Raw genomic sequence first — 23,507 nt, 5'->3', positions numbered from 1 at the left:
ACCCCTTAGTAAGTCCGGACTTTTGGCTCGAACGCCGGTACGGTTTTCGGCGCAAAGTTGACGGCGCGCTTGGCAACCCGTTTTTCGCCCGGGAAGTACAGGGTGTGGCACAGCCAGTTTTCGTCGTCACGGTCTTCGAAGTCTTCACGGGCATGAGCACCGCGGGACTCTTTACGCACTTCTGCAGCGATTGCAGTGGCTTCAGCGACTTCCAGCAGGTTCTGCAGCTCCAGCGCTTCGATACGCGCGGTGTTGAAGGCCTGGGATTTGTCGTTGATCTTGACGTTGGCGATACGCTCGCGCAGTTGCGCCAGCTGCTCGATACCCTTCTGCATGTATTCGCCAGTACGGAATACACCGAAGTAGTTCTGCATGCAGCTTTGCAGCTCGCGACGCAGGGTAGCCACGTCTTCACCGCTGTTGCGCTCGTTGAGCTTGTTCAGGCGGCTCAGGGCAACGTCGATGTCGGTGTCGCTGGCGTCGAGGTATTCGATACCGTCGGTCAGCGCTTTTTCCAGGTGCAGGCCAGCAGCACGACCGAAGACCACCAGGTCGAGCAGCGAGTTGCCGCCCAGGCGGTTGGCACCGTGAACCGATACGCACGCCACTTCACCGACTGCGAACAGACCCGGGATGATCTGGTCTACGCCGTCGGCGTCCTGGGTCATCGCCTGACCATGAATGTTGGTGGCAACGCCGCCCATCATGTAGTGGCAGGTTGGAACGACAGGAACCGGCGCAACGACAGGGTCGACGTGAGCGAAGGTCTTGGACAGCTCGCAGATACCTGGCAGGCGGCTGTGCAGTACTTCTTCACCCAGGTGGTCGAGCTTGAGCATCACGTGGTCGCCGTTAGGGCCACAGCCGTTACCGGCGATGATCTCTTTAACCATGGAGCGGGCCACAACGTCACGACCAGCGAGGTCTTTGGCGTTAGGCGCGTAACGTTCCATGAAACGCTCGCCGTGCTTGTTGATCAGGTAACCGCCTTCACCGCGGCAACCTTCAGTGACCAGTACACCTGCGCCGGCGATGCCGGTCGGGTGGAACTGCCACATTTCGATGTCCTGGACCGGAACGCCTGCACGCAGGGCCATGCCGATACCGTCACCGGTATTGATCAGGGCGTTGGTAGTGGAGGAGTAGATACGGCCTGCACCGCCAGTGGCCAATACGGTGGCCTTGGCTTTGATGTACAGGGTTTCGCCGGTTTCGATGCAGATTGCAATCACACCGACGAACGCGCCTTCCTGGTTCTTCACCAGGTCAACAGCGTAGTACTCGTTCAGGAACGTGGTGCCTGCTTTCAGGTTGCCCTGGTACAGGGTGTGCAGCAGCGCGTGACCGGTACGGTCGGAAGCGGCACAGGTGCGGGCGGCCTGGCCACCTTTACCGAAGTCCTTGGACTGGCCACCGAACGGGCGCTGGTAGATACGGCCGGTTTCGGTACGCGAGAACGGCAGACCCATGTGGTCCAGTTCGAAGACCGCAGCAGGACCTTCCTGACACATATATTCGATAGCATCCTGGTCACCGATGTAGTCGGAGCCCTTGACGGTATCGTACATATGCCAGCGCCAGTCATCGTTCGGGTCGGCCGAAGCGATGGCGCAGGTGATGCCACCCTGGGCCGATACGGTGTGCGAACGGGTCGGGAAGACCTTGGTGATCACGGCAGTCTTGTGACCGCCCTGGGCCAGCTGCAGCGCAGCGCGCATGCCGGCACCACCACCACCAACGATGATGGCATCGAATGAAATCGTAGGAATGTTAGCCATGAATCAGATACCCCAGAGAATCTGCACACCCCAGACGAAGTACGCGAACATCGCGACACCACATACCGCCTGGAACAGGAAACGTACGGCAGTCGCCGACTTGCCCAGCGCCATCGGCGTCAGGTAGTCGGTAGCGATGGTCCACATGCCGACCCAGGCGTGAGCGCCCAGGGCAACCAGTGCCAGCAGACTGAAAATACGCATCGCGTTGTGGGAGAACAGAGCGTGCCACTGGGCAAACTCGATGCCCGGGTGCGCGACCAGGTATCCGATCAGGAAAATGAAATAAGCCGCGAGAACGACCGCAGAAACGCGCTGCGCCATCCAGTCATAGAGGCCCGAACGCGAGAGGTTCGTGACGTTGGTTACCATATCCAAACTCCTGCCAGCACGATCACCACCACAGAGACGGCAATGATAATTTTCGAGCCCAGTCTTCCGCCTTCCAGCGTCTCACCGATGCCCATGTCCATGATCAAGTGGCGCACACCGGCTACCAAGTGATACAGCAAGGCGGACAGGAGGCCCCATGCCACGAATTTGGCCAGCGGACTGGTCAAGCATGCCTTCACCTCGGCGAAACCTTCCTCCGAACCCAGGGATTTGCCCAATGCATAAAGCATGATGCCAAGGCCCAGGAAGAGGATGATGCCGGAAACACGGTGAAGAAATGACGTAACGCCGGTAATGGGGAGTTTGATGGTCCTTAGGTCTAGGTTTACAGGTCGTTGGCTTTTCACGGCTTTTTTCACACTGAAGAGCCCCTAGCAAGCAGGGCAAAGTTGTTGGTAAGTGTACTGGTCAGGTACCCACCACCCAGGGAGTGACGACCCCAGCAACACGGGCTTGTAAGCCCCTGGCGGTCGGGGGCCGATTATAGACAGTTAGGCTACTAATGACAACGCAAGCCCCTAGCCCAAATAGCGCATTGCCTTTAGCGGATAAAAGGCGTAAACGGGCGGCAATTTCGAGGAAAAACCGTGCCCAAAGCCCTTTACAACCGTGCTTTAGGCAAATTGACATTCGAATTTATCTCACTATAGTGGTGCGGGCCCTGCGTGGGGGGTCTGTCTGATGATTTCAAGCATTAATAGGAGGCCACATGGCTGACAAAAAAGCGCAGTTGGTCATCGAGGGCGCAGCCCCCGTCGAGCTGCCCATTTTAACCGGCACCGTTGGTCCCGATGTTATCGACGTTAGAGGGTTGGGGGCCACGGGTCACTTCACTTTCGACCCTGGTTTCATGGCGACCGCATCCTGCGAGTCGAAGATCACTTATATCGACGGCGACAAGGGTATCCTGCTGCACCGCGGCTATCCGATCGAACAGCTCGCCGAAAAATCCGATTACCTCGAGACCTGCTACCTGCTGCTCAACGGCGAACTGCCGAATGCCGAGCAGAAGGCCCAGTTCGTCAGCACCGTGAAGAATCACACCATGGTGCACGAGCAGTTGAAGTCCTTCTTCAACGGCTTCCGCCGCGACGCCCACCCGATGGCCGTCATGTGCGGCGTGGTTGGCGCCCTGTCGGCGTTCTACCACGACTCGCTGGACATCAATAACCCGCAGCACCGCGAAATCTCCGCGGTCCGCCTGGTTGCCAAGATGCCGACCCTGGCGGCGATGGTGTACAAGTACTCCATGGGTCAACCCATGATGTACCCGCGCAACGACCTGTCGTACGCGGAAAACTTCCTGCACATGATGTTCAACACCCCGTGCGAGATCAAACCGATCAGCCCGGTACTGGCCAAGGCAATGGACCGGATTTTCATCCTCCACGCCGACCACGAACAGAACGCTTCGACGTCCACCGTGCGCCTGGCCGGCTCGTCGGGCGCTAACCCGTTCGCCTGTATCGCTGCCGGCATCGCTGCACTCTGGGGCCCGGCTCACGGCGGCGCCAACGAAGCTGTGCTGACCATGCTCGATGAAATCGGCGATGTCTCGAACATCGACAAATTTATCGCCAAGGCCAAGGACAAGAACGATCCGTTCAAACTGATGGGCTTCGGTCACCGCGTCTACAAGAACCGTGACCCACGCGCCACCGTGATGAAACAGACCTGCGACGACGTCCTGCGCGAGCTGGGCATCAAGAACGATCCGCAGCTGGAACTGGCCATGCGCCTGGAAGAGATCGCCCTGACCGATCCGTACTTCATCGAGCGCTCGCTGTACCCGAACGTCGACTTCTACTCGGGGATCATCCTCAAGGCGATCGGCATTCCGACCAGCATGTTCACCGTGATCTTCGCACTGGCGCGGACCGTCGGCTGGATCTCGCACTGGAAAGAAATGCTCTCCAGCCCGTACAAGATTGGCCGTCCACGCCAGCTGTACACCGGCTACGAAGCACGCGACATCGTCAAGCTGGAAGACCGCAAGTAAGCCCTGCGCTGAACACGAAAAAAGGCTGCCCTCGGGCAGCCTTTTTTATTTGCTGTAGGAGCGGATTTATCCGCGCCCACAATCCTACAGTTATCAGCTTCTTTATATAACGCTGTACTGTACTGCTCGATTCAAGGCTTCTCTGCCTTCGCCTTCAAAGCCTTCAAGGTATTGAAAGGCGCATCCACGACGAATTTGTTCGCCACCATCGACGGCACGCTGCCACCTGGCTCAGTATGCACCTGATAAGTCACCTCGGTACCACCGTCCCTGGGCTGCAGCTTCCAGAAGCCCTCAACCTTGGCCACGCGCACAAAGCCCTTCTCTTCAGGCAAATACTTCGGCAAACCTTCAAGCTTGCGAGTCAAGCTGCCATCGGCGGCCTGAGTGGTAGTGACGTGCAGAATGGAATCGCGCGGAGTGACCGGCCATGGCGTATTGAACTGAGTGTAGGTCCAGCTCTGATCGCCCTCGGCCTTGAGCAGCTTTTGCGACTTGCACTCATGGATCCAGGTACATGCACCCGCAACGTCTTCTTGCAGAGCCTTGATTTTTGCCAGCGGCGCCTTGATCAGCGTTACTCCGCGATAGGCCTTGTACTCGGACCCGGCAACTTCACCCAGAGAAACCTTGATCCCGTCTTCGTCCTTGGCCACTTTCCAATCTTCGGCATGCACCATCGGTACCAGCATGGCGCTCAACCCGAAAACCACTGCAATTTGCTTAAACGATCCCATACTCTTATTCCTTGTTGTCGAAGATCCACGTTTCAAGCCGCCGTCATTTGCTCCAGCCATCCCAGAATCCTGACCGCCTCATCGCGATCACTGCCGCACACCTCGACATCGGCCTTGAAGCCGCCACACACCGCAGGTCGCTCAGGCTTGCCGAACAGTCCACAGAGATTGGCAAGCGACAGATGCAAACACCGCTCGCCCGCCGGCTTGCCCTTGGGCATACCAGGAATCGGTGAGCTGATGGAGGGTGCGATGCAGCAAGCGCCACATCCTTCACGGCAGTTCATGACAACAGAATCCTCGGAACAGCAAATGATCAATGAAGCGGAATAGTAACCGCTTAAACGGTCGTTTGAAATTACCGGCAACATGAAAACTCAAACGACCTGCCATGACCAATCGTTCACTGCGACAACTATTGCTTGAACTCGAATTCGATCGCGGCGCCTTCGATGTCCTGCTGGCGAGCATCATTACGCAGCTGCAGCTGCATTTCGTTGCTCAGCAACCGACCGTTGAGCTGAAACGGGCTATCCGAGGGAGGCTTCTCGCCAAACAGATAAGGCAGCAGGGGCTTGGGCGTAGACACCGGATCCTGGCTCGCCGGCTTGAGGTCTTTGACCATATCCGCCGGCAGACGCAGGTCGACCTTGGTTGCCGGTAAAGGTGCCGGGGCAGCCTTGCCCTTCTGTCTCGCTTTATGCCGGACTGGCTTGGCAGCTGGTTTTTTCTTCACCGGTGCCGCCTTGACCTGCTTTTGCTTGACGACTGGCTTGGCTTTCGTCGCGGCATTGGCCTGCTTTGTCGGCGCAGCGCCAGGTGGCGTCTGAGCCATCGCACTCCCGGTGCCAGCCAGAAGCCCCAGCAAACACAGGAACAGGCCAACCCGAGACAAGGCTTTCATATACACCGAAAATCATCCGCAAAGAGCTATATGCTCCCCGTTCCCGAGACTGCTGGCAAGCCTAGAAAAAGTTTGCCGTCCCCGACTCCTGACACAGCTGGCTGGCCAACATGCCCAGGGTCATCAAGGCGCGCTCCGCCTCGCGATTCCAGGGGATACCGCAGTTCAGGCGAATACAGTGGTTGAACTGCTCGGTATTACTGAAGATCAGCCCCGGCGCGATACTGATCCCCTGCTGCAGCGCTCGCACATGCAGCTCCTGGGTGTTAACCCGCCCGGGCAGACTCACCCAGAGAATGAAACCGCCGGTCGGCCTGGTCATCTGCGTGCCTTCGGGAAAATGCTGCTGCACCGCCAACTGATAGGCGCTGAGGTTTTTTCGGTACTCCTGGCGGATATAGCGCAAGTGTCGATCATAGCCGCCATTCTCAAGATAAGAGGCAACCCCCATCTGGGTCACACTACAGGCCGAGTGCGTGCTGAAGGTTTGCAGGCGCTGGATTTCCGCCTGGTACTTGCCGGCAATCATCCAGCCGATACGCACCCCTGGCGACAGGGTCTTGGAAAAGCTTGAGCAATAAATCACCCGCCCCAGACGATCAAAGGCCTTGAGCGCCTTGGTCTTGCCCTGTTCGAACATCAGTTCGCCATAGATATCGTCTTCGACAATCTGGATGTCGAAGTCCGAAGCCAGGCGCAGCAGCTGCTTCTGCCGATCTTCCGGAATAGTGCCGCCGAGCGGGTTGCTCAGACGTGCCGTCAATACCAGCGCTTTGATCGACCACTGATTGGCCGCAAGCTGCAAGGCCTCCAGGCTGATACCCGTAGACGGATCGCTGGGAATCTCGATGACCTTCAACCCCAACAGATCGGCCAGTTGCAGCAGGCCATAGTAAGTCGGCGATTCGGCGGCGATCAGATCACCCGGCTTGGTCAACACCCGCAGCGACATCTGCAACGCATCGACGCACCCATGGGTGACCACCACCTCACTGGGATCGACCACCACTCCGGCGTCACGCATGCGGATGGCGATCTGCCGACGCAAGGGCTCAAAGCCCGGACTGAACATATAGCTGAAGGCCCGCGGACTATGAAAGCGGGTGACCTTGGCCAGTTGTTGATGCAGCGCCCGCACCGGCAGGTAGTCAACATGGGGGACTGCCGCGCCGAACGGGAACACACCGTCGCGTCGCGCCTCGGTCAGCACTTGCTGGATGATGCTGCTGCGGGTGACCAGGCCTGGACGTTCGACCCGAGCGATATCCGGAGTCTGCGCGGTCAGTGCCGGGGTCTGGTGCACATAGTAGCCGGACTGCGGACGAGCACGGATCAGCCCCTGGTCTTCCAGATTGGCATAGGCCTGCAGTACCGTGGCATGGCTGACATTGAGCTGCGAGCTCATCTTGCGCACCGACGGCACCCGCTCGCCCGGCTGATAGACACCACGACGAATGTCTTCGGCCAGTTGCTGGGCGATGCGCTGGTAGAGCAACAGGTTGGTCATGTTCGGTTCTCGACACGCAGGCAATGTAGTTATTTTTGTATGACTCGAAGTTCGAGCCAGAATACCGGAACAGTTGCAAAGTGTACTGGGACAGATTGCAGAATAGTCGACAATACAGTTGTGTGACAGCCCCTACCCCCGCCTTTCTCTCGCTCATAAAAAAACCCGATGAGGGGCACTCACCGGGTTTTTCAACGGTTGCTGTCAGCGCGCTGCGCCAAGTTTGCCCTTCTCGTCGGAAAAGACGATCTCGACCCGACGGTTCTGCGCCCTGCCCCGCTCCGAAGCGTTGGCTTCGACCGGGTACTGGTCGCCATAACCCTCGACCTGGATGCGCTTCTCGTCGACCCCCAGGTCGACCAGCATATCCGCCACTGCCTGAGCTCGGTCACGGGACAACTTGAGGTTGTCTTGCGAAGCGCCAGTGCTGTCGGTGTAACCCTCGATACGCACGACACGCTTGGGGTTGAGTTGCAGGAACTGCACAAGTTTGAGCACCGTACGACTGGCCGAATTCTTCAACTCTGCACGACCGGTATCGAACAGCACATCGCCCAGCGTCATGACCAGACCACGATCACTCTGGGTCGTTGCCAGGCTGACAATCTGCGCCTCCAGCCACTTGCCCTGTTGCTGCACACTGGTGAGCTTGGCCTCACGCAATGCCAGTTGCAGGCGCTGACGTTCGAGTTCGAGCTTGGCCAGGCGCTCCTGGCTGAGCACCAGATTGCTGTGTTCGCGGGCAATGTCGCTGTAACGCTGACTCAGATAGGCATAGTGGCGCACATCGGCACCGGTCCCCAGGTAGCTGGACAGACGCTCGGCCCGGGCCAACGATTCACCCGCGCGAATGACATCACGCGGCGCGCTGCGCAGCACATTGGAATCGTCCTTGACGGTCTGGAACTTGGCCGTCGCTTCATCCAGCGCCGACTCGCTGCGTTGACTGGCACAGCCCTGCAGACCGACGAGTCCGAGCAGCAGCAAGGCCGCCATAGGTTTGATCGAACTCACGGCTGTTCCCCCAACTGTTTGCGCAGGCGATTGACCCGCGATTGCAGCAGGTCCAGCTGCTCTTTGCTCTTGCTGGTCAACACCCGCGCCTCGGCCAGGCGCGCATCGAGCTCAGCCTGTTCAGCGCGCATGCGCGCATCGCGGTAGGCTTCGCTGCTCATGTTGACCCGGGCCCGGGCCATTTTGTCTTCGGCCATCTTCAGCTCCGCCACCGCATCGGTCGCACCGACGGCCTTGGCTTGCTCAAGTGCCTGCTCGGACAGGCGCAGCTGCTCATTGGGCGCCGGATCATTGGCACACCCGGCCAGCGCCAGCAGCGCTAGGGCTGCGAATAATGGTTGGATTCTCACAGAATATGGAACCTTGGTAACTGTTAAGTTCGATATTTTCAAGCTAATTCAGCCCCTTACTACTAGTAACTATCTTTCAGATTTTTCCGAAACCAGCTCGGCCACGTCGGGATCGTTCTGTTTAGCCCTCAGGACTCGAGTTTCAGATATCAACATTTCGTTGACAGGGACCAGCCAAGCGATCTTGGAGCTTCACATCGCGCTGCGCGCGGGCGGCAATAGTAACCTTCTTTTCATCTGTTTTTGTCCGACCATGTTCAATACGGTAGCGCACGAGCAGTAGCTCCTTCCCTCTAACGCAGCACATGCATACGACCATTCATGATCATAGGCAAGGCCATCCCGCACGATTGGACAATCTCCCAGGCCGAAGCTACCGTCAATTGAAATGCGTCAAGTCAGTGTCCACCCACTGCCTGCCGGGAGGCCCGCAAAGGACGTCGCCGCCACGGCCCCACGCTTTGTAGTCCCGATTGGAGAAGATGCGGCAGGCGGTGCTACTCGACTGAGCCACCTGCACTGCCACCAGAGGGTCACGCCATGGTCACCGGACAAGAGCTCTTCGCATTGGCCGCCACAAAGAAAGGCCAGAAGTACGTCAATGTGCTGGTCCCCAAGGACAATCCGCATTGGAGCGGCCCGTGGGACTGTGCGGAGTTCGTCTCCTGGGTGCTGTACCAGAAACTCAAGCAGCTGTATGGATGCATCGAGAACACCGGTAATCCAGCCACCACTGAAGCCTACTCCGGCGCCTGGGTCCGAGACGCAAAGAATGGCACCCTGATCACCACCGATGAGTCCGACGCTATGCTCACGGCCGGGGTCATTCTCATCCGTAAACCTCCGCTACCCGGCCGGATGGGCCATGTCGCCATTACCGATGGCAACGGCAAGACCATGGAAGCAGCGGGCACCAACTTGGGCGTTCGCGCTGGCAATGTCAGCGGCCGGATCTGGGACCATATCTGCCGAGTGCCGAACGTCGCCTATAGCAGCGACCTTCGTGTACCGCGCTTCAAGCCACAACCGCAATTCCTTCGCCTGCAAGAGCCGAACATCAAAAGTGCCAAAGTCAAAGAAGTCCAAAACCGCCTGAAGGCGCTGGGCATCGACCCCGGAAGGATCGATGGCGAGTACGGTCCGCATACCACGGCAGCGGTGATTGCCTTCCAGGCCACTCACCGCCTGGTCGCCGACGGCATCGTCGGCCCTTCGACCGCCCGCGCACTGAAAATCGAGTGGCCCTGAAAGGACAATGGAACCGATAACGACCGAACCCCAGCAAGCGATTACCGACATATCGCTCAAGGAAGCCTTTGACATCTACCAGAAGCAGAGCGATAGCCTGCATAAGCTCTGGACCTATTTTCAGGTGGTGTCCCTTGCGGTGCTTGGCTACACCGTTGGCGGCGACAAAACACACTGGCTCACTTCAACCTATGTGTTGATATTCCTGAGCTACTTGATTTTTGCCGTCGCCAATCAATGGGTGATTAATTTTTCCCAAAAGGAGCTCGAACAATTCGGCGACGCAGTGGAGTTGGCCACAAAGAACACCGGCCCGGTCGGCGAGAAACTGGTTGTCCGGGCGACGCCTCCCCTTCTAGTCCGGTTGTTTCACTCAATCTCTATCGTGCTCGTACTGGCGGCGATTTATGTTACCTGGCACAACTCATGCGCAGCATCCCTTGAATGCCCCCAACCGGAAAAAACCACGCAGCAGCAAAAAACGCGCTGAAAATGAATCGACATTGAGATGGTTTCATCTTCCCCCAGGCAGCAGGCTGCTATACCCGAAGGACACGCTGTCTCACCAACAGAGGGTAGTGGCGCGCCTCAATCCTGCGCTGTTGCCCAGTCTGTCATCCTCTCTTTGAACGCCTTCGCTGCTGCTTTCTCGCCTTTGCTGGCCGTAGTCATGTAGCGGTCCAACACAAAATCAGCCTGCATCTGCACCTCACGCCAGTTCAGCACGGCCGGTACCCGCCGTTTCAGCTCGGCGAACTCACTCAGCAACCGAGCCGCAGCGGGCTTCAACTTGCCGCTGTGCAACGCCACGTACAGAGCGGTGAGGATCATCGCGGCAACGTTGTGGAAATCCGGGTAACTTTCCACCCAGGGCTTGATCTGTGCCTGCAACTGCATGAGGTCGGTCTGGACCGCTGCTGTAGGCTCCGCGTCAAACAGCTTCGCAGCCAGACGCCCCAGGGCCGGCTCGTAGAGATGGCTGGGGTCGTTGGCGAGGGTCCATTGCTCAACAGTGGCAAAATACCGCTCCATCTGTCGCAAGGCTTTCTGCTCGGCTTCGCTATCCTTGGCCAGCACTTCGATCCAGGCCAGGAATTTGTACGCGGTAGCGCAGAGGCTGTTACGCCCCGGAGTCGGCTGCAAGTCGCAGACACGGGCCAGCAGCTCGATCGCATCACCGGCTTGCTTGCGCGCCGAACTCAGCACCGCACTCATCTCTTGTTGCGGTAAGTTCCCGGCCAGATTGACTTGCAACCAGGCGCGGCGCGCCCGCAGCTCCCCCAACTGCTCGCTGGCCTTGAGGCTGGCGCTTGCGTCATTGGCACTGATGGCGCACTCGAACCAGCCGATCGCGCGGTCGGACTCCCCTGCTTCCGCCCAAGCCTGGGCGAAAGCCTCGCACACTTGGCCAATGTCGATCCACAGGTGGCCAAAGCGGCTTTCCAGGGCCTGGATCATGTTGATGACTTGCAGCCTTGGAACCTTCTTGTAGCGACTGTCATCGATGGGGATTTCCAATGCCAGCACCAAGCTCTGGTACGAGGCAATGGTGTCGAAGCCTTGGTCCGCAACCGACACAGGCTGGTTGGCATCTCTCGGTGTGCGGATGAACACCCAGTCCGGGTCGCCATAGCACTGAAAGGCTGCCCAGGTGTTGCTTCCAGGGGCGGCCTTCCAGGCCACCCGACGTGCCGATGCCACCGCATCAATGAACCGATTGCCATTCAACAACTGGCTGTAAAAGTGGGTAGCAAACAGGGCGGCCGGAGCGTCGTCCACCGCCCAGCCGGCGACAACGACACAACGTACCCCGATAGCAATCAGCTCCTCGGCCACCGTCGCTGCAAAACGTGTGCGATCGTACTTAAGGTGCGCGACCTTCAACAACTTGGTCGAGTCGAGAGCCCCCAGGTAACAGCAATTGATGAACACCAGTTCGGGCACCTCACGCATGCTTTTTATCTCTTGCGGGCCGAGGAAGATGTTATTGGATAGTACGACCCCCCGTGGGCTGATCATTCTGGCCTGTGTTTCAGCATTCTTGTTCGGTGAGTCCATGTCCTGCAGCACAGGCATCTCGAACAACGGCGGCTCACCGTGACCGGCGATATGCACGATCCGCCAGTCGTGGGCCAGCAAGGTGCTGGTTACCGCCAGGGCATTAACCTTGAGAGAGGGGGCGGTGTCTTCGGCTATCAACGACTTGACCTTGTCGGCCGACAGCGCGCTTTCGAACAGGCGGGAGATGGCCCGAGCTTCGTTGCGCGCACCTGGCAGTCGCGGGTAACGCTGGGCATCGGCAAGCGGCTCGCCAATGATCAACACATAATCATCGGCAGTGGCGTCGAGCACCTGTTCGCGATAGTACTCGGTCCGCAACCTGCGCAGCAGTTTGCTGCGAATTGCCCAGGGTTCCTGATCTTCATCCTGGCGTTCGCTCGGATTACGGTCGGTATTGAGCAGCTCCCAAGGAACACTTGCAGTGGAGCTATCCAGTTCGATCTGCATTTCCGTGGTACCGCTCAGGTACGTGTCCATTTCCAGCGGCACCAGCAATTTGAACAACGTCTGTCCGAGGCTGCTCGCGGCCGAGGGCTGGTTCGATGAGGCGCTGATCAACTCGTGCAACAATGCCACTTGCGTCGACTGCGCCCGAACCTCAGCGCGGGCACGCTTAGTGTCCAAGGTGTAGGCAATCATCGGCAGCTGATTTTCATCGTACTGAGTGATAGCGGAAATGAAGTCGTAGCGAGTGCTTCGATAGCCGCCTTCCAACGGCCGACGCAACCAACCGGTGCCGGCTTTAATGGTTGCCGTGACAAGAAAATCGTTGGGGCGCGACACCGCCAGCATCCGCATCGCGCGCCAGGCCTCGGTGGCGCGATCCAGATAGAGCTCGGTCAAATTCAAGTGGCTGACAGTAGGCCAGTTTTTCTGCTGGAGTCGGTTGTTGGCTTCACGCACGCCTTGAGCAATCAATGCGGCCGACTGCCCCGGCGACATCCCGGCCCCGCCGCTGCCGATTAACGCGGCAGCGATCTCGAACAGCACCGGCGCACCACGGTGCTGTTCGGACAGGCGTTGAGCCCAGGCCAAGACGCCCTGGCGCACGGTTTCCAGCAGTTCCCTGGAGCTCAACTTACCTTCTTGCCCCAGGCCAACCACAATGGCCGCTTCGGGGCGTGGCAATTGCAGTGGGTTCTCGCCGTTGGAGGCGATATTCATGAACACCTGGTTGCTGCGTGGCGCTGAAGGATAAAGCCCAATCTTCAAGGCTTCACCCAGCAGCCCGCCGACCATTTCATCAACCACCCGTTCGCTGCCAGTAAGACCGGCGCTAGCATAGTGGCCAACGATCAACGGGTCACGAGTGAACTTCAGGTTGCAGTTGCTCACCGTCACCGCCAGCGGCGGCAGCTCTTCGCGCGCGGACGGCGTTGATGTCTGGCTGTACAAGGCGAACACATCGTTGGCATAGATTGGCGGCGTGATCCGATTGCTGCGCACGGGCCTGCTCGCTACATAGGACTGCGGCCGCGGCATAGCGGCACCGCGGCTGATAACCTCGCCCTGCTCCGCCAGGTCGTCGGTACGTCCGCTCTGCAAGCTGGAAACGCCGCACGCTGCTTGGGCAAGTCAGCGTGTGCGCAAGGCAATCGATAGGTCAGCACACCAGGCAGCAATGCATTGCGCAAGGTCACCCGGCCGTCACCGCCACCCATCGCATCCAGGTAGTTGAAGCCTTTCTCGGGCGTGACCACATATCCATCCGGGGTAAATTCCGCCTCGCCGACAACCATCGACAGCTTGCTGCGCCAGGGGGTCAGGTCCTGAGCATCCAGCGCCTTGCGCCAGTTTGTCGCGATCTCCAGCACTTCCTTGCTAGGCACGCCCCAATCGTAGTAGTCCTTCTGGATCGCCAGTTTATGCCAAATGCTGTGCTCCTCCAGCCACTGACGATCCCTTCTGGCCAGGCCCGCCCATTCTGCTGATTCGGCCAGGTTGAGCACCGGATCGAGCAGATTGGCCTGCAACTGGATGAATCCCGGCAAGGTTGCCATCAGTGCCCGGGATTTCTGTGGTGAAAACGGTGCTCCGGCGAACGCCAGGCCATTGCCGAACGAATCGTCCCCCGACAACACCTGCATCGGTGCCCAGGAGCCACCGTTGGGGGTACCAAGCATCAACAGCCGCGCCTGCGGATCAGCCATCATCCGCGCCCACACCTGCGGGCATTTGAGTAACATCGTTCGCGCCAGCAAACCGCCCATGGAGTGCGCCAACATCCTCACCGGCTGCCGAGTCTCGGCCCTGGCGTTGAGAGCAACTTCCACGGCAGCCCCCAAGCGCTCGGCCTCATCTTCCAGGGGCAGGCGCCAGTCGTAGGCAAATTCGATTACCTCGTGGCTGCTCCCGAGGAAGTCGATCAGGTCGTCGTACACCAGGCCGACCGCGCCATCAGGCTCCACGTTGTCAGGCACACCTTTGTGATAGGCCAAGTCGTCGAGACCATTGATCAACCAGGGCCCCAACCAGATGCGCCGGCCACCCGCCTTGAGGTTGCTACCCAGAATGCCTGGCAGAACAAACACCGCAGGCTTCTGCGCAGCAGGTTTGTCGCTGGCCACACCACGCTGGCCAGCGGACTCGAGACCTTGCCAGGATAGCGGTCCGATGGGCCTGAAGTCTTTTGGGCTCTCCAGCGTCAGGCCCTCGACGATAGCCGCGGCGGTGCGCTCGTTGCTGAAATAGGAGAAGTGCGAAACGCTGCCGCCTCGGTTGAGCAGAAAGCTCGCCGACCTGGCTCTGGGCGCACCGCCGTACATGGAACTGGTTTGCACCACCAGGTCATTGTCGGTCCAGAAGTAGGTGTCGGAGAGCAGCGTTTTGAGCCAACTGAGTACTGAATCCCCTTCCATGTCACCGGCAATGACCCGCAGCTCTCCGTCGACCGGCTTGCGAATCAGGTGCAACCACTGAACCAGGGGACTATCGGGCATCTGCGCGGCCAGGCCAGGGATCAGTAACGGGTCGCTACGGCGGCGGGCAACTTCAGCCATGAAGTCTATGACCTCGGGCACGACCGGCAGGCCGGACAGTTCCATACTCCATTTGAGCACGGAAAGGTAGGCATCCAGCCTGTTCGAGGCCAGCAACGTACCGCGTGCGGGGCAGGCAACGCGCACGAAGCGCGTGACCTTGAGCTGTTTGTCGGTGACCTGCGTGATCAGTTGCCGCAAGTCCTCGCGCTGCACCTTGTAATCATCGCCCTTGGCCAGGTTGCCGAAGCTTTGCAACAGGTCTTCGCCGCCACTGCAGACTTTGGCCATCACCTCACCTACCAGTCCACCACGCGAGTGCGATAGCAAATGCATCACCGTACCCTTGGGTAATGCGTTGGCCAACTCCATGGCGTTCTGAATCGGGCTGGCGCTCAAGGTTGGATGGTCCAGCGCATAGACACCGCTGTAGGCTTCAAACAGGCGCTTTACCTTGGCCGGGTGCTCAGCCCAAAGCTTGCCGAAGGTGCCTTGGGTGCTAGAAAAGGTGCCATGCAACAGCACCAGTATCGGCCGAGTGTCAATGACGATATCGGTCACCGGGTCGCTGTATTTCAGTGAGCTCAGTACCTTGGGCTGCAAGCGGTATAGGCCTGGCTTGACCTGGCTATCGACCTGGCTCGATGCCCGCCTGGCAGCGGCATCGGCGACGTTGTCCTTACCGACACCGGTGACCACCTGGATCAACTTCACCAGCACCTTGCCCAACGGCCCGCGTGACGGGCCACGGGTCAACGCCTGGATTTCGCTCTGACCATCCCATTCCAGTTGGGCCGGGATTCGCACGCTATCAGCACCCTGAGCGCCTCGGGCTACCGGGCTCTGCTGGGCTAAAAACAGCTCGCGCGCCGTCTGTGGGTTCAGTACCAGCACGGGACCGTTGGCGATATGAACGACCATCACATCACTGTCCGGATCGGTGTTGAGCGACACATCAGCACCGGTACCACGACGCGCCGCCACTTGAACCGAGCACTTCACCATGCCCTCGGTCAATCCGGCGGGCAACTGCAATGGCGCACCGCGCTTGGAAGCATCTTGCTCATGCCCGGAAACAACAAAAGTAATGATCATTAACATCTCCTTAGTGTGCGGCACGAGCAGAATTCTTTACTCCACAATAGGTGAGTGCGACTACAGTTTTATACTTTTTAGATGCATGCCTTAGAGCAAACGGTTGCGTGCCAAACAGCGCATCAACTACGGCTGTCAACGTGGTGACACACAGGCCATCGAAAACGAATGAAAAAGCTGTTTTGACTGGCACTTGATGGCCTGCACGCTATGCTAGGCAAAGGGTTGGACTTTAACGACTTCTACCTGAATGCCCGTCAACCAGCCCCGGCGTACTGAGTCTGCTGTCCGTACTTAATTCACATTGCAACCCGCTAAAGTTAAGCAGGTACGCGCCATGGCCAAACTCAGCCTTACCCCTGCATTAAAAAAAGAGTATGAACAGTTATTCAATAACTGCCTGATAAATCCTAACCGCTTTAATGACGTCAAGACATTGGTAAAATCCCTCTATGATAACCGCAGCCTGTATCAGGATGTAGGCGACAAAATGGGGATCCCGTGGTCCTTTATCGCCGTCGTACACAACATGGAGTCCAGCCAGGACTTCAAGAGGCACCTGCACAACGGAGACCCGTTGCGGGCACCTACCGTGCATGTGCCCAAAGGCAGGCCCCCAGGCAGCGGGCCCTTCAGTTGGCAAACCAGTGCCGCCGATGCCTTGGGCTTACGCAAGCTGAGCGCAAAGACCGACTGGACGCTATCAGGCACTCTGTATCAGCTTGAGCTATACAACGGCATCGGCTATCGCTTGTATCACCCCCATGTGCTGACGCCTTACCTGTGGAGCTTCAGCAACCACTATCAAAACGGCAAATACGTGGGCGATGGCACCTGGTCGGAGTCGGCAAAATCGGCGCAGTGCGGTGCGGCGGTGTTGTTGCGCCGTATGGCCGAGAACGGCCACATCGATTTCGCCGATCAACCGTCCCCTGCGATGGGTGACGCCCCGATCATCGTCAAGTACTCAGCCAGCAAACCGGGCAGTTCGGAGGCAGTGGCCAAGGTGCAAGACCTGCAGCGCTGGCTCAATACATTTCCGGGGATCTTCGTCAAGGTGGATGGTGTGCCTGGGGACAGGACGTCAGCGGCGTATCTCAAGGTGACAGGGCACTATTTGCCAGGAGACCCGCGGGGCTAAAGGAGGTGCGCAGTTGAGTGCAGGTTGCCGCATTTTTGCAGTATCCAACGGCACCTACCTCTGCGCTTTCCAGCGTTCGATATTGCTTTGCAGCACCGCCTGAGACACGCCGGAGGCCGACAGCTCTGTCAGCTTTTTTGCCAGGTGTCCGCGTATCCAGGCGTCATTGCAGGCTGAATTGTGCGACAACGCCAGGTACAGCCCGGGACGATCCAGAGGCAAACCTCGGGCCAGCAGCTCATTGCCCATGCCCAGAGACTGGGCCATGGCCATGCCCGAGTAGCGCCCGGCCAGCACATAGTCGACCTGGCCCAGCAGCAACTGCTGAAAGGCCTGGGTCAGGTTCTGTGCCGACGAGAGCTTGAGCTGGGCGTTGGCAAAGGCTGCAAAATCGGGGCTCAGACGGGCTTTTTGCGACAGACTGCCCTGGCGCTCGTGCAAATCGGCCAGGCCTTCATAGACCAGCAGCGAATCATGGCGCGTCCAGACCAGGTACTCGTTGTGCATCAGCGGTGGATGAACATAGTCCATGGCGGTCAGCTCATTCACCGCCAGCGGCGCATCGATCAGCATGTCCACACGTCCGCTGCGTACTTCCTCGAGCGCATCACTGCGCTTGCCGCTGTAGAGAATCTCGATTTTCACCCCAAGCGCGGCGGCGACCTGATTGAGCAGGTCGGCATTGGCGCCGATCAGGCGCCTGGGATCTTGCGGGTCGCGCCACAGATAAGGCGGCGCGTCGGGACTACCGGTGGCCACCAGGCGCTCGCACTTGCCCACCGCCATCACCGCTGATGGCAGCAGCAGCGCCGCAAACAACAGCGTCGCGTTCATCCGGCCAAGCCATCCCATGCAACCGACTCCTTACCCGTGTTCTGAAAACAAAAAGGCCCGATCCGGAGGTTGCACAAGGCTGACTTGCACAACCCGCCCGGACCGGGCCCTTTATAAGTGAAGCAGCGGGATTAAACCAGCTTCTCCAGCTCAGGTATGGCTTCGAACAGGTCAGCCACCAGGCCGTAGTCGGCCACCTGGAAGATCGGCGCCTCTTCATCCTTGTTGATCGCAACGATCACTTTGGAATCTTTCATGCCGGCCAGGTGCTGGATAGCGCCGGAGATACCGACGGCGATGTACAGCTGTGGTGCAACGATCTTGCCGGTCTGACCGACCTGCATGTCGTTCGGTACGAAACCTGCGTCAACCGCAGCGCGCGAAGCGCCGACAGCAGCGCCGAGCTTGTCGGCCAGGGCATACAGGTGCTTGAAGTTGTCACCGTTCTGCATGCCGCGACCGCCAGAAACGACGATCTTGGCAGCGGTCAGCTCAGGACGGTCGGACTTGGCCAGCTCTTCGCTAACAAAGGCCGACTTGCCAGCGTCATGAGCAGCGGCGACAGCTTCAATGGCAGCCGAACCACCTTCGGCGGCAACGGCGTCGAAGCCGGTGGCACGGACGGTGATGACCTTGACGGCAGCGTTCGATTGCACAGTGGCAATGGCGTTACCGGCGTAGATCGGGCGCTTGAAGGTGTCAGCCGATTCAACCGAAATGATTTCGGAGATCTGGTCAACGTCCAGCAGCGCGGCAACGCGTGGCAGGATGTTCTTGCCGTTGGAGGTGGCAGGGGCCAGCACGTGGCTGTAACCCTTGCCCAGCTCGGCTGCCAGCGGCGCAACGTTCTCCGGCAGTTGGTGAGCGTAAGCGGCGTTGTCGGCAACCAGCACCTTGGCGACACCGGCGATCTTGGCTGCAGCCTCAGCTACGCCACCGACATTCTGGCCAGCGACCAGCACATGGATGTCGCCACCGATCTTGGCGGCAGCAGCAACAGTGTTCAGGGTGGCCGGGGCAACGGCACCGTTTTCGTGTTCAGCGATAACCAGGATAGTCATTTAGATTACCTTCGCCTCGTTCTTCAGTTTCTCGACCAGTTCAGCAACCGACTTGACCTTGATACCGGCGCTGCGGGCAGCCGGCGCTTCGACTTTCAGGGTCTTGTTGGTGGAGGCGGTGGAAACGCCCAGCGCGTCTGGAGTAACGGTATCCAGCGGCTTTTTCTTGGCCTTCATGATGTTCGGCAGCGACGCATAGCGCGGCTCGTTCAGGCGCAGGTCGGTGGTGACGATCGCAGGCAGGTTCAGTGCTACAGTCTGCAGGCCGCCGTCGATTTCACGGGTGACGTTGACCTTGTCGCCAGCAACTTCGACCTTGGAGGCGAAAGTACCCTGAGCGTAGCCGCTCAGCGCAGCCAGCATCTGGCCGGTCTGGTTGTTGTCGCTGTCGATGGCTTGCTTGCCAAGGATCACCAACTGAGGCTGCTCTTTGTCGACCACAGCCTTGAGCAGTTTGGCCACGGCCAGCGAGGTCAGCTCTTCAGCGGATTCGACCAGTACCGCACGGTCGGCACCCAGTGCCAGGGCGGTACGCAGTTGCTCCTGGGCAGTGGCCGGGCCGACGGTAACGACGACGATCTCGCTCGCCACGCCCTTTTCTTTCAGACGGACGGCTTCTTCTACGGCGATTTCGCAGAAGGGGTTCATGGACATCTTGACGTTAGCTAGGTCGACGCCGGAGTTGTCCGCCTTGACGCGAACCTTGACGTTATAGTCGACCACTCGTTTGACAGCTACAAGAACCTTCATGGATTCCTCGTTACTCTCCGGTGAAAAGAATGTCGCCTGGGGCAAACCCGGCGATTGCGCGTGGGTACAAGGGCACCTCTAAAAACGATTGCAGCCGATAGAATTCAACTCTGACCCAGCAGTCTCAATTCGACCTTGCAGCAGCAAAACCCGTGGGTCATTTTCTGTCGTGGCGTGTAAACTCCACTACAAAGCGGGCCGCGGCCCACCTGCCCTGCTTTTCACCTGGTTTTTAGGGGTGCACCTGCATCCGGCGGTCAGCCTACGGCGAGCGCAAAACCGCTCGTATCTTGACCGTAACGCCCAATCCGGTCAATACGGCAAACCGGTCAGATTCACGCCGCGCGTCTTTGATTTTACTGGCCTGCGGCAAATTCAAACAAACGTTTGTATTGGACCCCGTGAGTGGTGTAGATATAATGCGCGGCCAAGAGAAAGCGGTGTAGTCCGTCATCACTCGAGCTACAGCTTACGCGTATCGAAAAATGACCGCCTGACACCCGCCAACAAAGAAAAACCGATGAGCCTTGAGTAGGAGAGAACCTGTGGAACGCGAATACATGGAATTCGACGTGGTCATTGTCGGCGCTGGCCCGGCTGGCCTGTCCGCCGCCTGCCGACTGAAGCAGAAGGCCGCCGAAGCCGGTAACGAAATCAGCGTCTGCGTGGTCGAGAAAGGCTCGGAAGTCGGCGCCCACATCCTCTCCGGCGCGGTCTTCGAACCGCGCGCCCTGAACGAACTGTTCCCGGACTGGAAAGAACTCGGCGCCCCGCTCAACACCGAAGTCAAACGCGACGACATCTACGTGCTCAAGGATGCTGGCAGCTCGATCAAGGTCCCTGACCTGTTCGTGCCCAAGACCATGCACAACGAAGGCAACTACATCATCTCCCTGGGCAACCTGTGCCGCTGGTTGGCCCAACAGGCCGAGAACCTGGGCGTGGAGATCTACCCGGGCTTCGCCGCCCAAGAGGCGTTGTTCGACGAGAACGGCGTAGTCCGCGGGATCATCACCGGCGACCTGGGTGTCGACCGTGAAGGCAACCCGAAAGAAGGCCTGTACACCCCGGGCATGGAGCTGCGCGGCAAGTACACCCTGTTTGCCGAAGGCTGCCGTGGTCACATCGGCAAGCAGCTGATCAAACGCTTCAACCTCGACAGCGAGTCCGACGCTCAGCACTACGGCATCGGTCTCAAGGAAATCTGGGAAGTCGACCCGGCCAAGCACGAACAGGGCTTGGTGGTGCACACCGCCGGCTGGCCGCTGGACGTGATGAGCGCCGAGAACACTGGCGGCTCGTTCCTCTACCACCTGGAAAACAACCAGGTAGTGGTCGGGCTGATCGTCGACCTGTCCTACAGCAACGCCTACCTGTCGCCGTTCGATGAGTTCCAGCGCCTCAAGCACCACCCAGTGATCAGCAAGTACCTCGAAGGGGGCAAGCGCATCAGTTACGGTGCCCGCGCCATCAGCAAAGGCGGCCTGAACTCGCTGCCGAAGATGGTCTTCAACGGTGGCGCACTGATCGGTTGCGACCTCGGCACCCTGAACTTCGCCAAGATCAAGGGCAGCCACACCGCGATGAAATCCGGCATGCTCGCCGCCGAAGCGGTGGCCGATGCCCTGCTGGCCGGCAGCGAAGGCGGCGACCAGCTCAACAGCTACGTCGAAACCTTCAAGGCCAGCTGGCTGCATGAAGAGTTGTTCGCCAGCCGCAACTTCGGCCCGGCCATGCACAAGTTCGGTCCGATCTTCGGCGCGGCGTTCAACTACGTCGACCAGAACTGGTTCGGCGGCAAGCTGCCGTTCACCCTGCACGACACCAAGCCGGACTATGCCTGTCTGAAGCTGGCTGCCGACTCGTCAAGGATCGATTATCCGAAACCGGATGGCAAACTGAGCTTCGACAAGCTCAGCTCGGTGTTCCTCTCCAGCACCAACCATGAAGAAGAGCAACCGTGCCACCTGAAGCTGGCCGATGCCAGCATCCCGATCGGCACCAACCTGCCGCTGTACGACGAACCGGCCCAGCGCTACTGCCCGGCCGGCGTGTACGAGGTGGTTACCCAGGAAGACGGCAGCAAGCGCTTCCAGATCAACGCCCAGAACTGCGTGCACTGCAAGACCTGTGACATCAAGGACCCTTCGCAGAACATCACCTGGGTGACGCCGGAAGGCGCCGGTGGTCCGACTTACCCGAACATGTAAGTCAAGCGCCCAAGAAAAAGCCCCCTCGCCTTGCGGCCAGGGGGCTTTTTATTGCTCGTTGACGCTGCCGCCAGGTTGCGGCTACACATTCAGCGCCGCCGAAGCAGGGAATTAGCAACGTACTGCTTCATCCTCAAAAGCTACTGTTTCCCGCGCCCCATAATACAGCGCCGTCAACAGCCCAACCGCGCCCATGACCAGACTGAATCCGACACACACCCACGGGCTCCACGGTATCAACGCGATCAGCATCAGCGGCGTAGTACTGGCCCACAGCGCATAGGCGATGTTGTAGGTAAAGGAAATTCCCGACACGCGGATCGGCGCCGGAAACAGGCCGACCATCACCGACGGCACAACCCCGACGACGCCACAAGCCAGGCCTGCCAGGGCATAGGCTACACCAGGCCATTGCCAGCCGGTCACCAGGCTTGCGTACAAGACACCAATACCCAGCGGTAGCAGCAGACTGTAGAACATCAACGCCCGCCAAGCGCCGATCCGGTCGACCAGCAGGCCTGCCAGTACACAACCAATGTTGAGAAAGACAATGCCCATGCTGCTCAAGGCAAAGGTGTGACCGGCGCTCATACCAAAGCGCTGTTGCATCACGGTCGGGGTGATCACCACCAATACCACCACAGCCGATGTCAGCACACAGGTCAGCAGTACGGCCGGCATCAGCGCCCACCGATGCTCACTCAGCACCGTGCGTAGCGGAAAGGCCACCGGCTGCTCGCGTCGCTCGCGCAAGGCCAGGAACACCGGGGTCTCGCTCAACCAGCGGCGCAGCCACACACCGACCACACCGAACACCCCACCCAGCAGGAACGGATAGCGCCAGGCGTAATCGAGGATCTCTTGCGCGCTGAACAACTGCGCCAGCGCCGTGGCCGTCAAGGCGCCGAGCAGGTAACCGAAAGTCAGACCGGCCTGGAGGAAGCCCAGGGCATAACCTCGCCGTCCGGCCGGTGCGTGTTCGGCAACGAATACCCAGGCGCTAGGCACTTCGCCGCCTACCGCAGCGCCTTGAAAAATGCGCAGTGCCAGCAGAATCAGCGGGGCGAAATAACCGATTTCAGCATAGGTCGGCATCACCCCGATCAACAGGCACGGCAAGGCCATCATCAGAATACTCAGGCTGAAGATCTTCTTGCGCCCCAGATGGTCGGCAAAGTGCGCCATCAGGATCCCGCCCAGTGGCCTGGCCAGGTAGCCAGTGACGAAGATCCCGAAACTCTGCAGCAAGCGCAACCACTCGGGCATCTGCGGCGGGAAGAACAACTGGCTGAGGGTCAGGGCGAAGAACACGAAGATGATGAAATCGTAGATTTCCAGCGCGCCGCCCAATGCCGCCAGGCTCAGGGTCTTGTGATCACTGCGCGTCAGGCGTAACGCTGGCGCAGGCGTGGTGGCTGTCATAAGGGCATCCGTCAATCGATGGGCA

At 59.2% G+C, this 23,507-nt stretch carries 21 protein-coding genes; 5 read left to right on the top strand and 16 right to left on the bottom strand.

Annotated features, from left to right (window positions below; genetic code table 11):
- Positions 1 to 5: 5 nt before the first annotated feature.
- The 3 genes from sdhA to sdhC are packed head-to-tail and all read right to left on the bottom strand — an operon-like array spanning position 6 to position 2,530.
- Positions 6 to 1,778, bottom strand: coding sequence for a succinate dehydrogenase flavoprotein subunit (sdhA, locus tag ACRESH_RS08690; RefSeq protein ID WP_431741598.1), 1,773 nt, complete (start codon positions 1,776 to 1,778; stop codon positions 6 to 8).
- Between the two features lie 3 nt (positions 1,779 to 1,781).
- Positions 1,782 to 2,150, bottom strand: a complete 369-nt coding sequence (gene sdhD / locus ACRESH_RS08685; protein ID WP_431741597.1) for a succinate dehydrogenase, hydrophobic membrane anchor protein — start codon at positions 2,148 to 2,150, stop codon at positions 1,782 to 1,784.
- The gene (gene sdhC, locus ACRESH_RS08680) at positions 2,144 to 2,530 is read right to left on the bottom strand and encodes a succinate dehydrogenase, cytochrome b556 subunit (protein WP_174446946.1); all 387 of its coding nucleotides are present in this window, start codon (positions 2,528 to 2,530) and stop codon (positions 2,144 to 2,146) included. The genes sdhD and sdhC overlap by 7 nt, the downstream gene beginning before the upstream one ends.
- Positions 2,531 to 2,880: 350 nt before the next feature.
- On the opposite strand from sdhC, the gene gltA reads away from it, so the two are divergent.
- Positions 2,881 to 4,170: a citrate synthase gene (gene gltA, locus ACRESH_RS08675; RefSeq protein WP_431741596.1), complete on the top strand. Its 1,290-nt coding sequence runs from the start codon at positions 2,881 to 2,883 to the stop codon at positions 4,168 to 4,170.
- 131 nt (positions 4,171 to 4,301) lie between these two features.
- On the opposite strand, the gene ACRESH_RS08670 is transcribed toward gltA, so the two are convergent.
- The 7 genes from ACRESH_RS08670 to ACRESH_RS08640 all read right to left on the bottom strand — a co-directional run bounded on the left by ACRESH_RS08670 (position 4,302) and on the right by ACRESH_RS08640 (position 8,956).
- Positions 4,302 to 4,907, bottom strand: coding sequence for an START domain-containing protein (locus ACRESH_RS08670; RefSeq protein ID WP_431741608.1), 606 nt, complete (start codon positions 4,905 to 4,907; stop codon positions 4,302 to 4,304).
- 32 nt (positions 4,908 to 4,939) lie between these two features.
- A complete protein-coding gene (locus ACRESH_RS08665; RefSeq protein WP_431741607.1) occupies positions 4,940 to 5,194 on the bottom strand; it encodes a YkgJ family cysteine cluster protein in 255 nt (84 codons plus the stop codon).
- A 128-nt stretch (positions 5,195 to 5,322) separates the two neighbouring features.
- Positions 5,323 to 5,742, bottom strand: coding sequence for a translation initiation factor 2 (locus tag ACRESH_RS08660; protein ID WP_431741595.1), 420 nt, complete (start codon positions 5,740 to 5,742; stop codon positions 5,323 to 5,325).
- A gap of 130 nt (positions 5,743 to 5,872) precedes the next feature.
- On the bottom strand, positions 5,873 to 7,318 hold the full coding sequence (locus ACRESH_RS08655; RefSeq protein ID WP_431741594.1) for a PLP-dependent aminotransferase family protein: 1,446 nt from the start codon (positions 7,316 to 7,318) through the stop codon (positions 5,873 to 5,875).
- A 204-nt stretch (positions 7,319 to 7,522) separates the two neighbouring features.
- Positions 7,523 to 8,314 carry an OmpA family protein gene (locus ACRESH_RS08650; RefSeq protein WP_431741606.1) on the bottom strand — a complete coding sequence of 264 codons (792 nt, stop codon included), beginning with the start codon at positions 8,312 to 8,314 and terminating at the stop codon, positions 7,523 to 7,525.
- 14 nt (positions 8,315 to 8,328) lie between these two features.
- Entirely contained in the window at positions 8,329 to 8,682 is a 354-nt protein-coding gene (locus ACRESH_RS08645) for a DUF4398 domain-containing protein (protein WP_431741593.1), read from the bottom strand.
- A gap of 142 nt (positions 8,683 to 8,824) precedes the next feature.
- The gene (locus ACRESH_RS08640; protein ID WP_431741592.1) at positions 8,825 to 8,956 is read right to left on the bottom strand and encodes a hypothetical protein; all 132 of its coding nucleotides are present in this window, start codon (positions 8,954 to 8,956) and stop codon (positions 8,825 to 8,827) included.
- 266 nt (positions 8,957 to 9,222) lie between these two features.
- On the opposite strand from ACRESH_RS08640, the gene ACRESH_RS08635 reads away from it, so the two are divergent.
- On the top strand, positions 9,223 to 9,930 hold the full coding sequence (locus ACRESH_RS08635; protein ID WP_431741591.1) for a peptidoglycan-binding protein: 708 nt from the start codon (positions 9,223 to 9,225) through the stop codon (positions 9,928 to 9,930).
- Positions 9,931 to 9,937: 7 nt separating this feature from the next.
- Complete coding sequence (locus ACRESH_RS08630) at positions 9,938 to 10,420, top strand: hypothetical protein (protein WP_431741590.1); 483 nt, start codon at positions 9,938 to 9,940, stop codon at positions 10,418 to 10,420.
- A gap of 98 nt (positions 10,421 to 10,518) precedes the next feature.
- On the opposite strand, the gene ACRESH_RS08625 is transcribed toward ACRESH_RS08630, so the two are convergent.
- A complete protein-coding gene (locus ACRESH_RS08625; protein WP_431741589.1) occupies positions 10,519 to 13,437 on the bottom strand; it encodes a CHAT domain-containing protein in 2,919 nt (972 codons plus the stop codon).
- An 11-nt stretch (positions 13,438 to 13,448) separates the two neighbouring features.
- A complete protein-coding gene (locus tag ACRESH_RS08620) occupies positions 13,449 to 16,064 on the bottom strand; it encodes a DUF7379 domain-containing protein (protein ID WP_431741588.1) in 2,616 nt (871 codons plus the stop codon).
- Between the two features lie 337 nt (positions 16,065 to 16,401).
- Here ACRESH_RS08620 and ACRESH_RS08615 point away from each other — a divergent pair, with 337 nt between their 5' ends.
- Positions 16,402 to 17,205, top strand: a complete 804-nt coding sequence (locus ACRESH_RS08615) for a hypothetical protein (RefSeq protein ID WP_431741587.1) — start codon at positions 16,402 to 16,404, stop codon at positions 17,203 to 17,205.
- A 54-nt stretch (positions 17,206 to 17,259) separates the two neighbouring features.
- Here ACRESH_RS08615 and ACRESH_RS08610 read toward each other — a convergent pair whose 3' ends face one another.
- The 3 genes from ACRESH_RS08610 to ACRESH_RS08600 form a co-directional block, all read right to left on the bottom strand.
- Entirely contained in the window at positions 17,260 to 18,039 is a 780-nt protein-coding gene (locus ACRESH_RS08610) for a substrate-binding periplasmic protein (protein WP_431741605.1), read from the bottom strand.
- A 131-nt stretch (positions 18,040 to 18,170) separates the two neighbouring features.
- Positions 18,171 to 19,100, bottom strand: a complete 930-nt coding sequence (locus tag ACRESH_RS08605) for an electron transfer flavoprotein subunit alpha/FixB family protein (RefSeq protein ID WP_431741586.1) — start codon at positions 19,098 to 19,100, stop codon at positions 18,171 to 18,173.
- Positions 19,101 to 19,850: an electron transfer flavoprotein subunit beta/FixA family protein gene (locus ACRESH_RS08600; RefSeq protein WP_431741585.1), complete on the bottom strand. Its 750-nt coding sequence runs from the start codon at positions 19,848 to 19,850 to the stop codon at positions 19,101 to 19,103.
- 545 nt (positions 19,851 to 20,395) lie between these two features.
- On the opposite strand from ACRESH_RS08600, the gene ACRESH_RS08595 reads away from it, so the two are divergent.
- Positions 20,396 to 22,060, top strand: coding sequence for an electron transfer flavoprotein-ubiquinone oxidoreductase (locus ACRESH_RS08595; protein WP_431741584.1), 1,665 nt, complete (start codon positions 20,396 to 20,398; stop codon positions 22,058 to 22,060).
- Between the two features lie 111 nt (positions 22,061 to 22,171).
- Here ACRESH_RS08595 and ACRESH_RS08590 read toward each other — a convergent pair whose 3' ends face one another.
- Positions 22,172 to 23,482: an MFS transporter gene (locus ACRESH_RS08590; RefSeq protein ID WP_431741583.1), complete on the bottom strand. Its 1,311-nt coding sequence runs from the start codon at positions 23,480 to 23,482 to the stop codon at positions 22,172 to 22,174.
- Between the last annotated feature and the right edge of the window lie 25 nt (positions 23,483 to 23,507).

Source organism: Pseudomonas sp. (assembly GCF_050739775.1).
In the GTDB taxonomy this organism is placed as follows: Bacteria; Pseudomonadota; Gammaproteobacteria; order Pseudomonadales; family Pseudomonadaceae; genus Aquipseudomonas.
The sequence above is the reverse complement of the archived record's forward strand: the minus strand, read 5'-3'. Positions and strand labels throughout refer to the sequence as shown.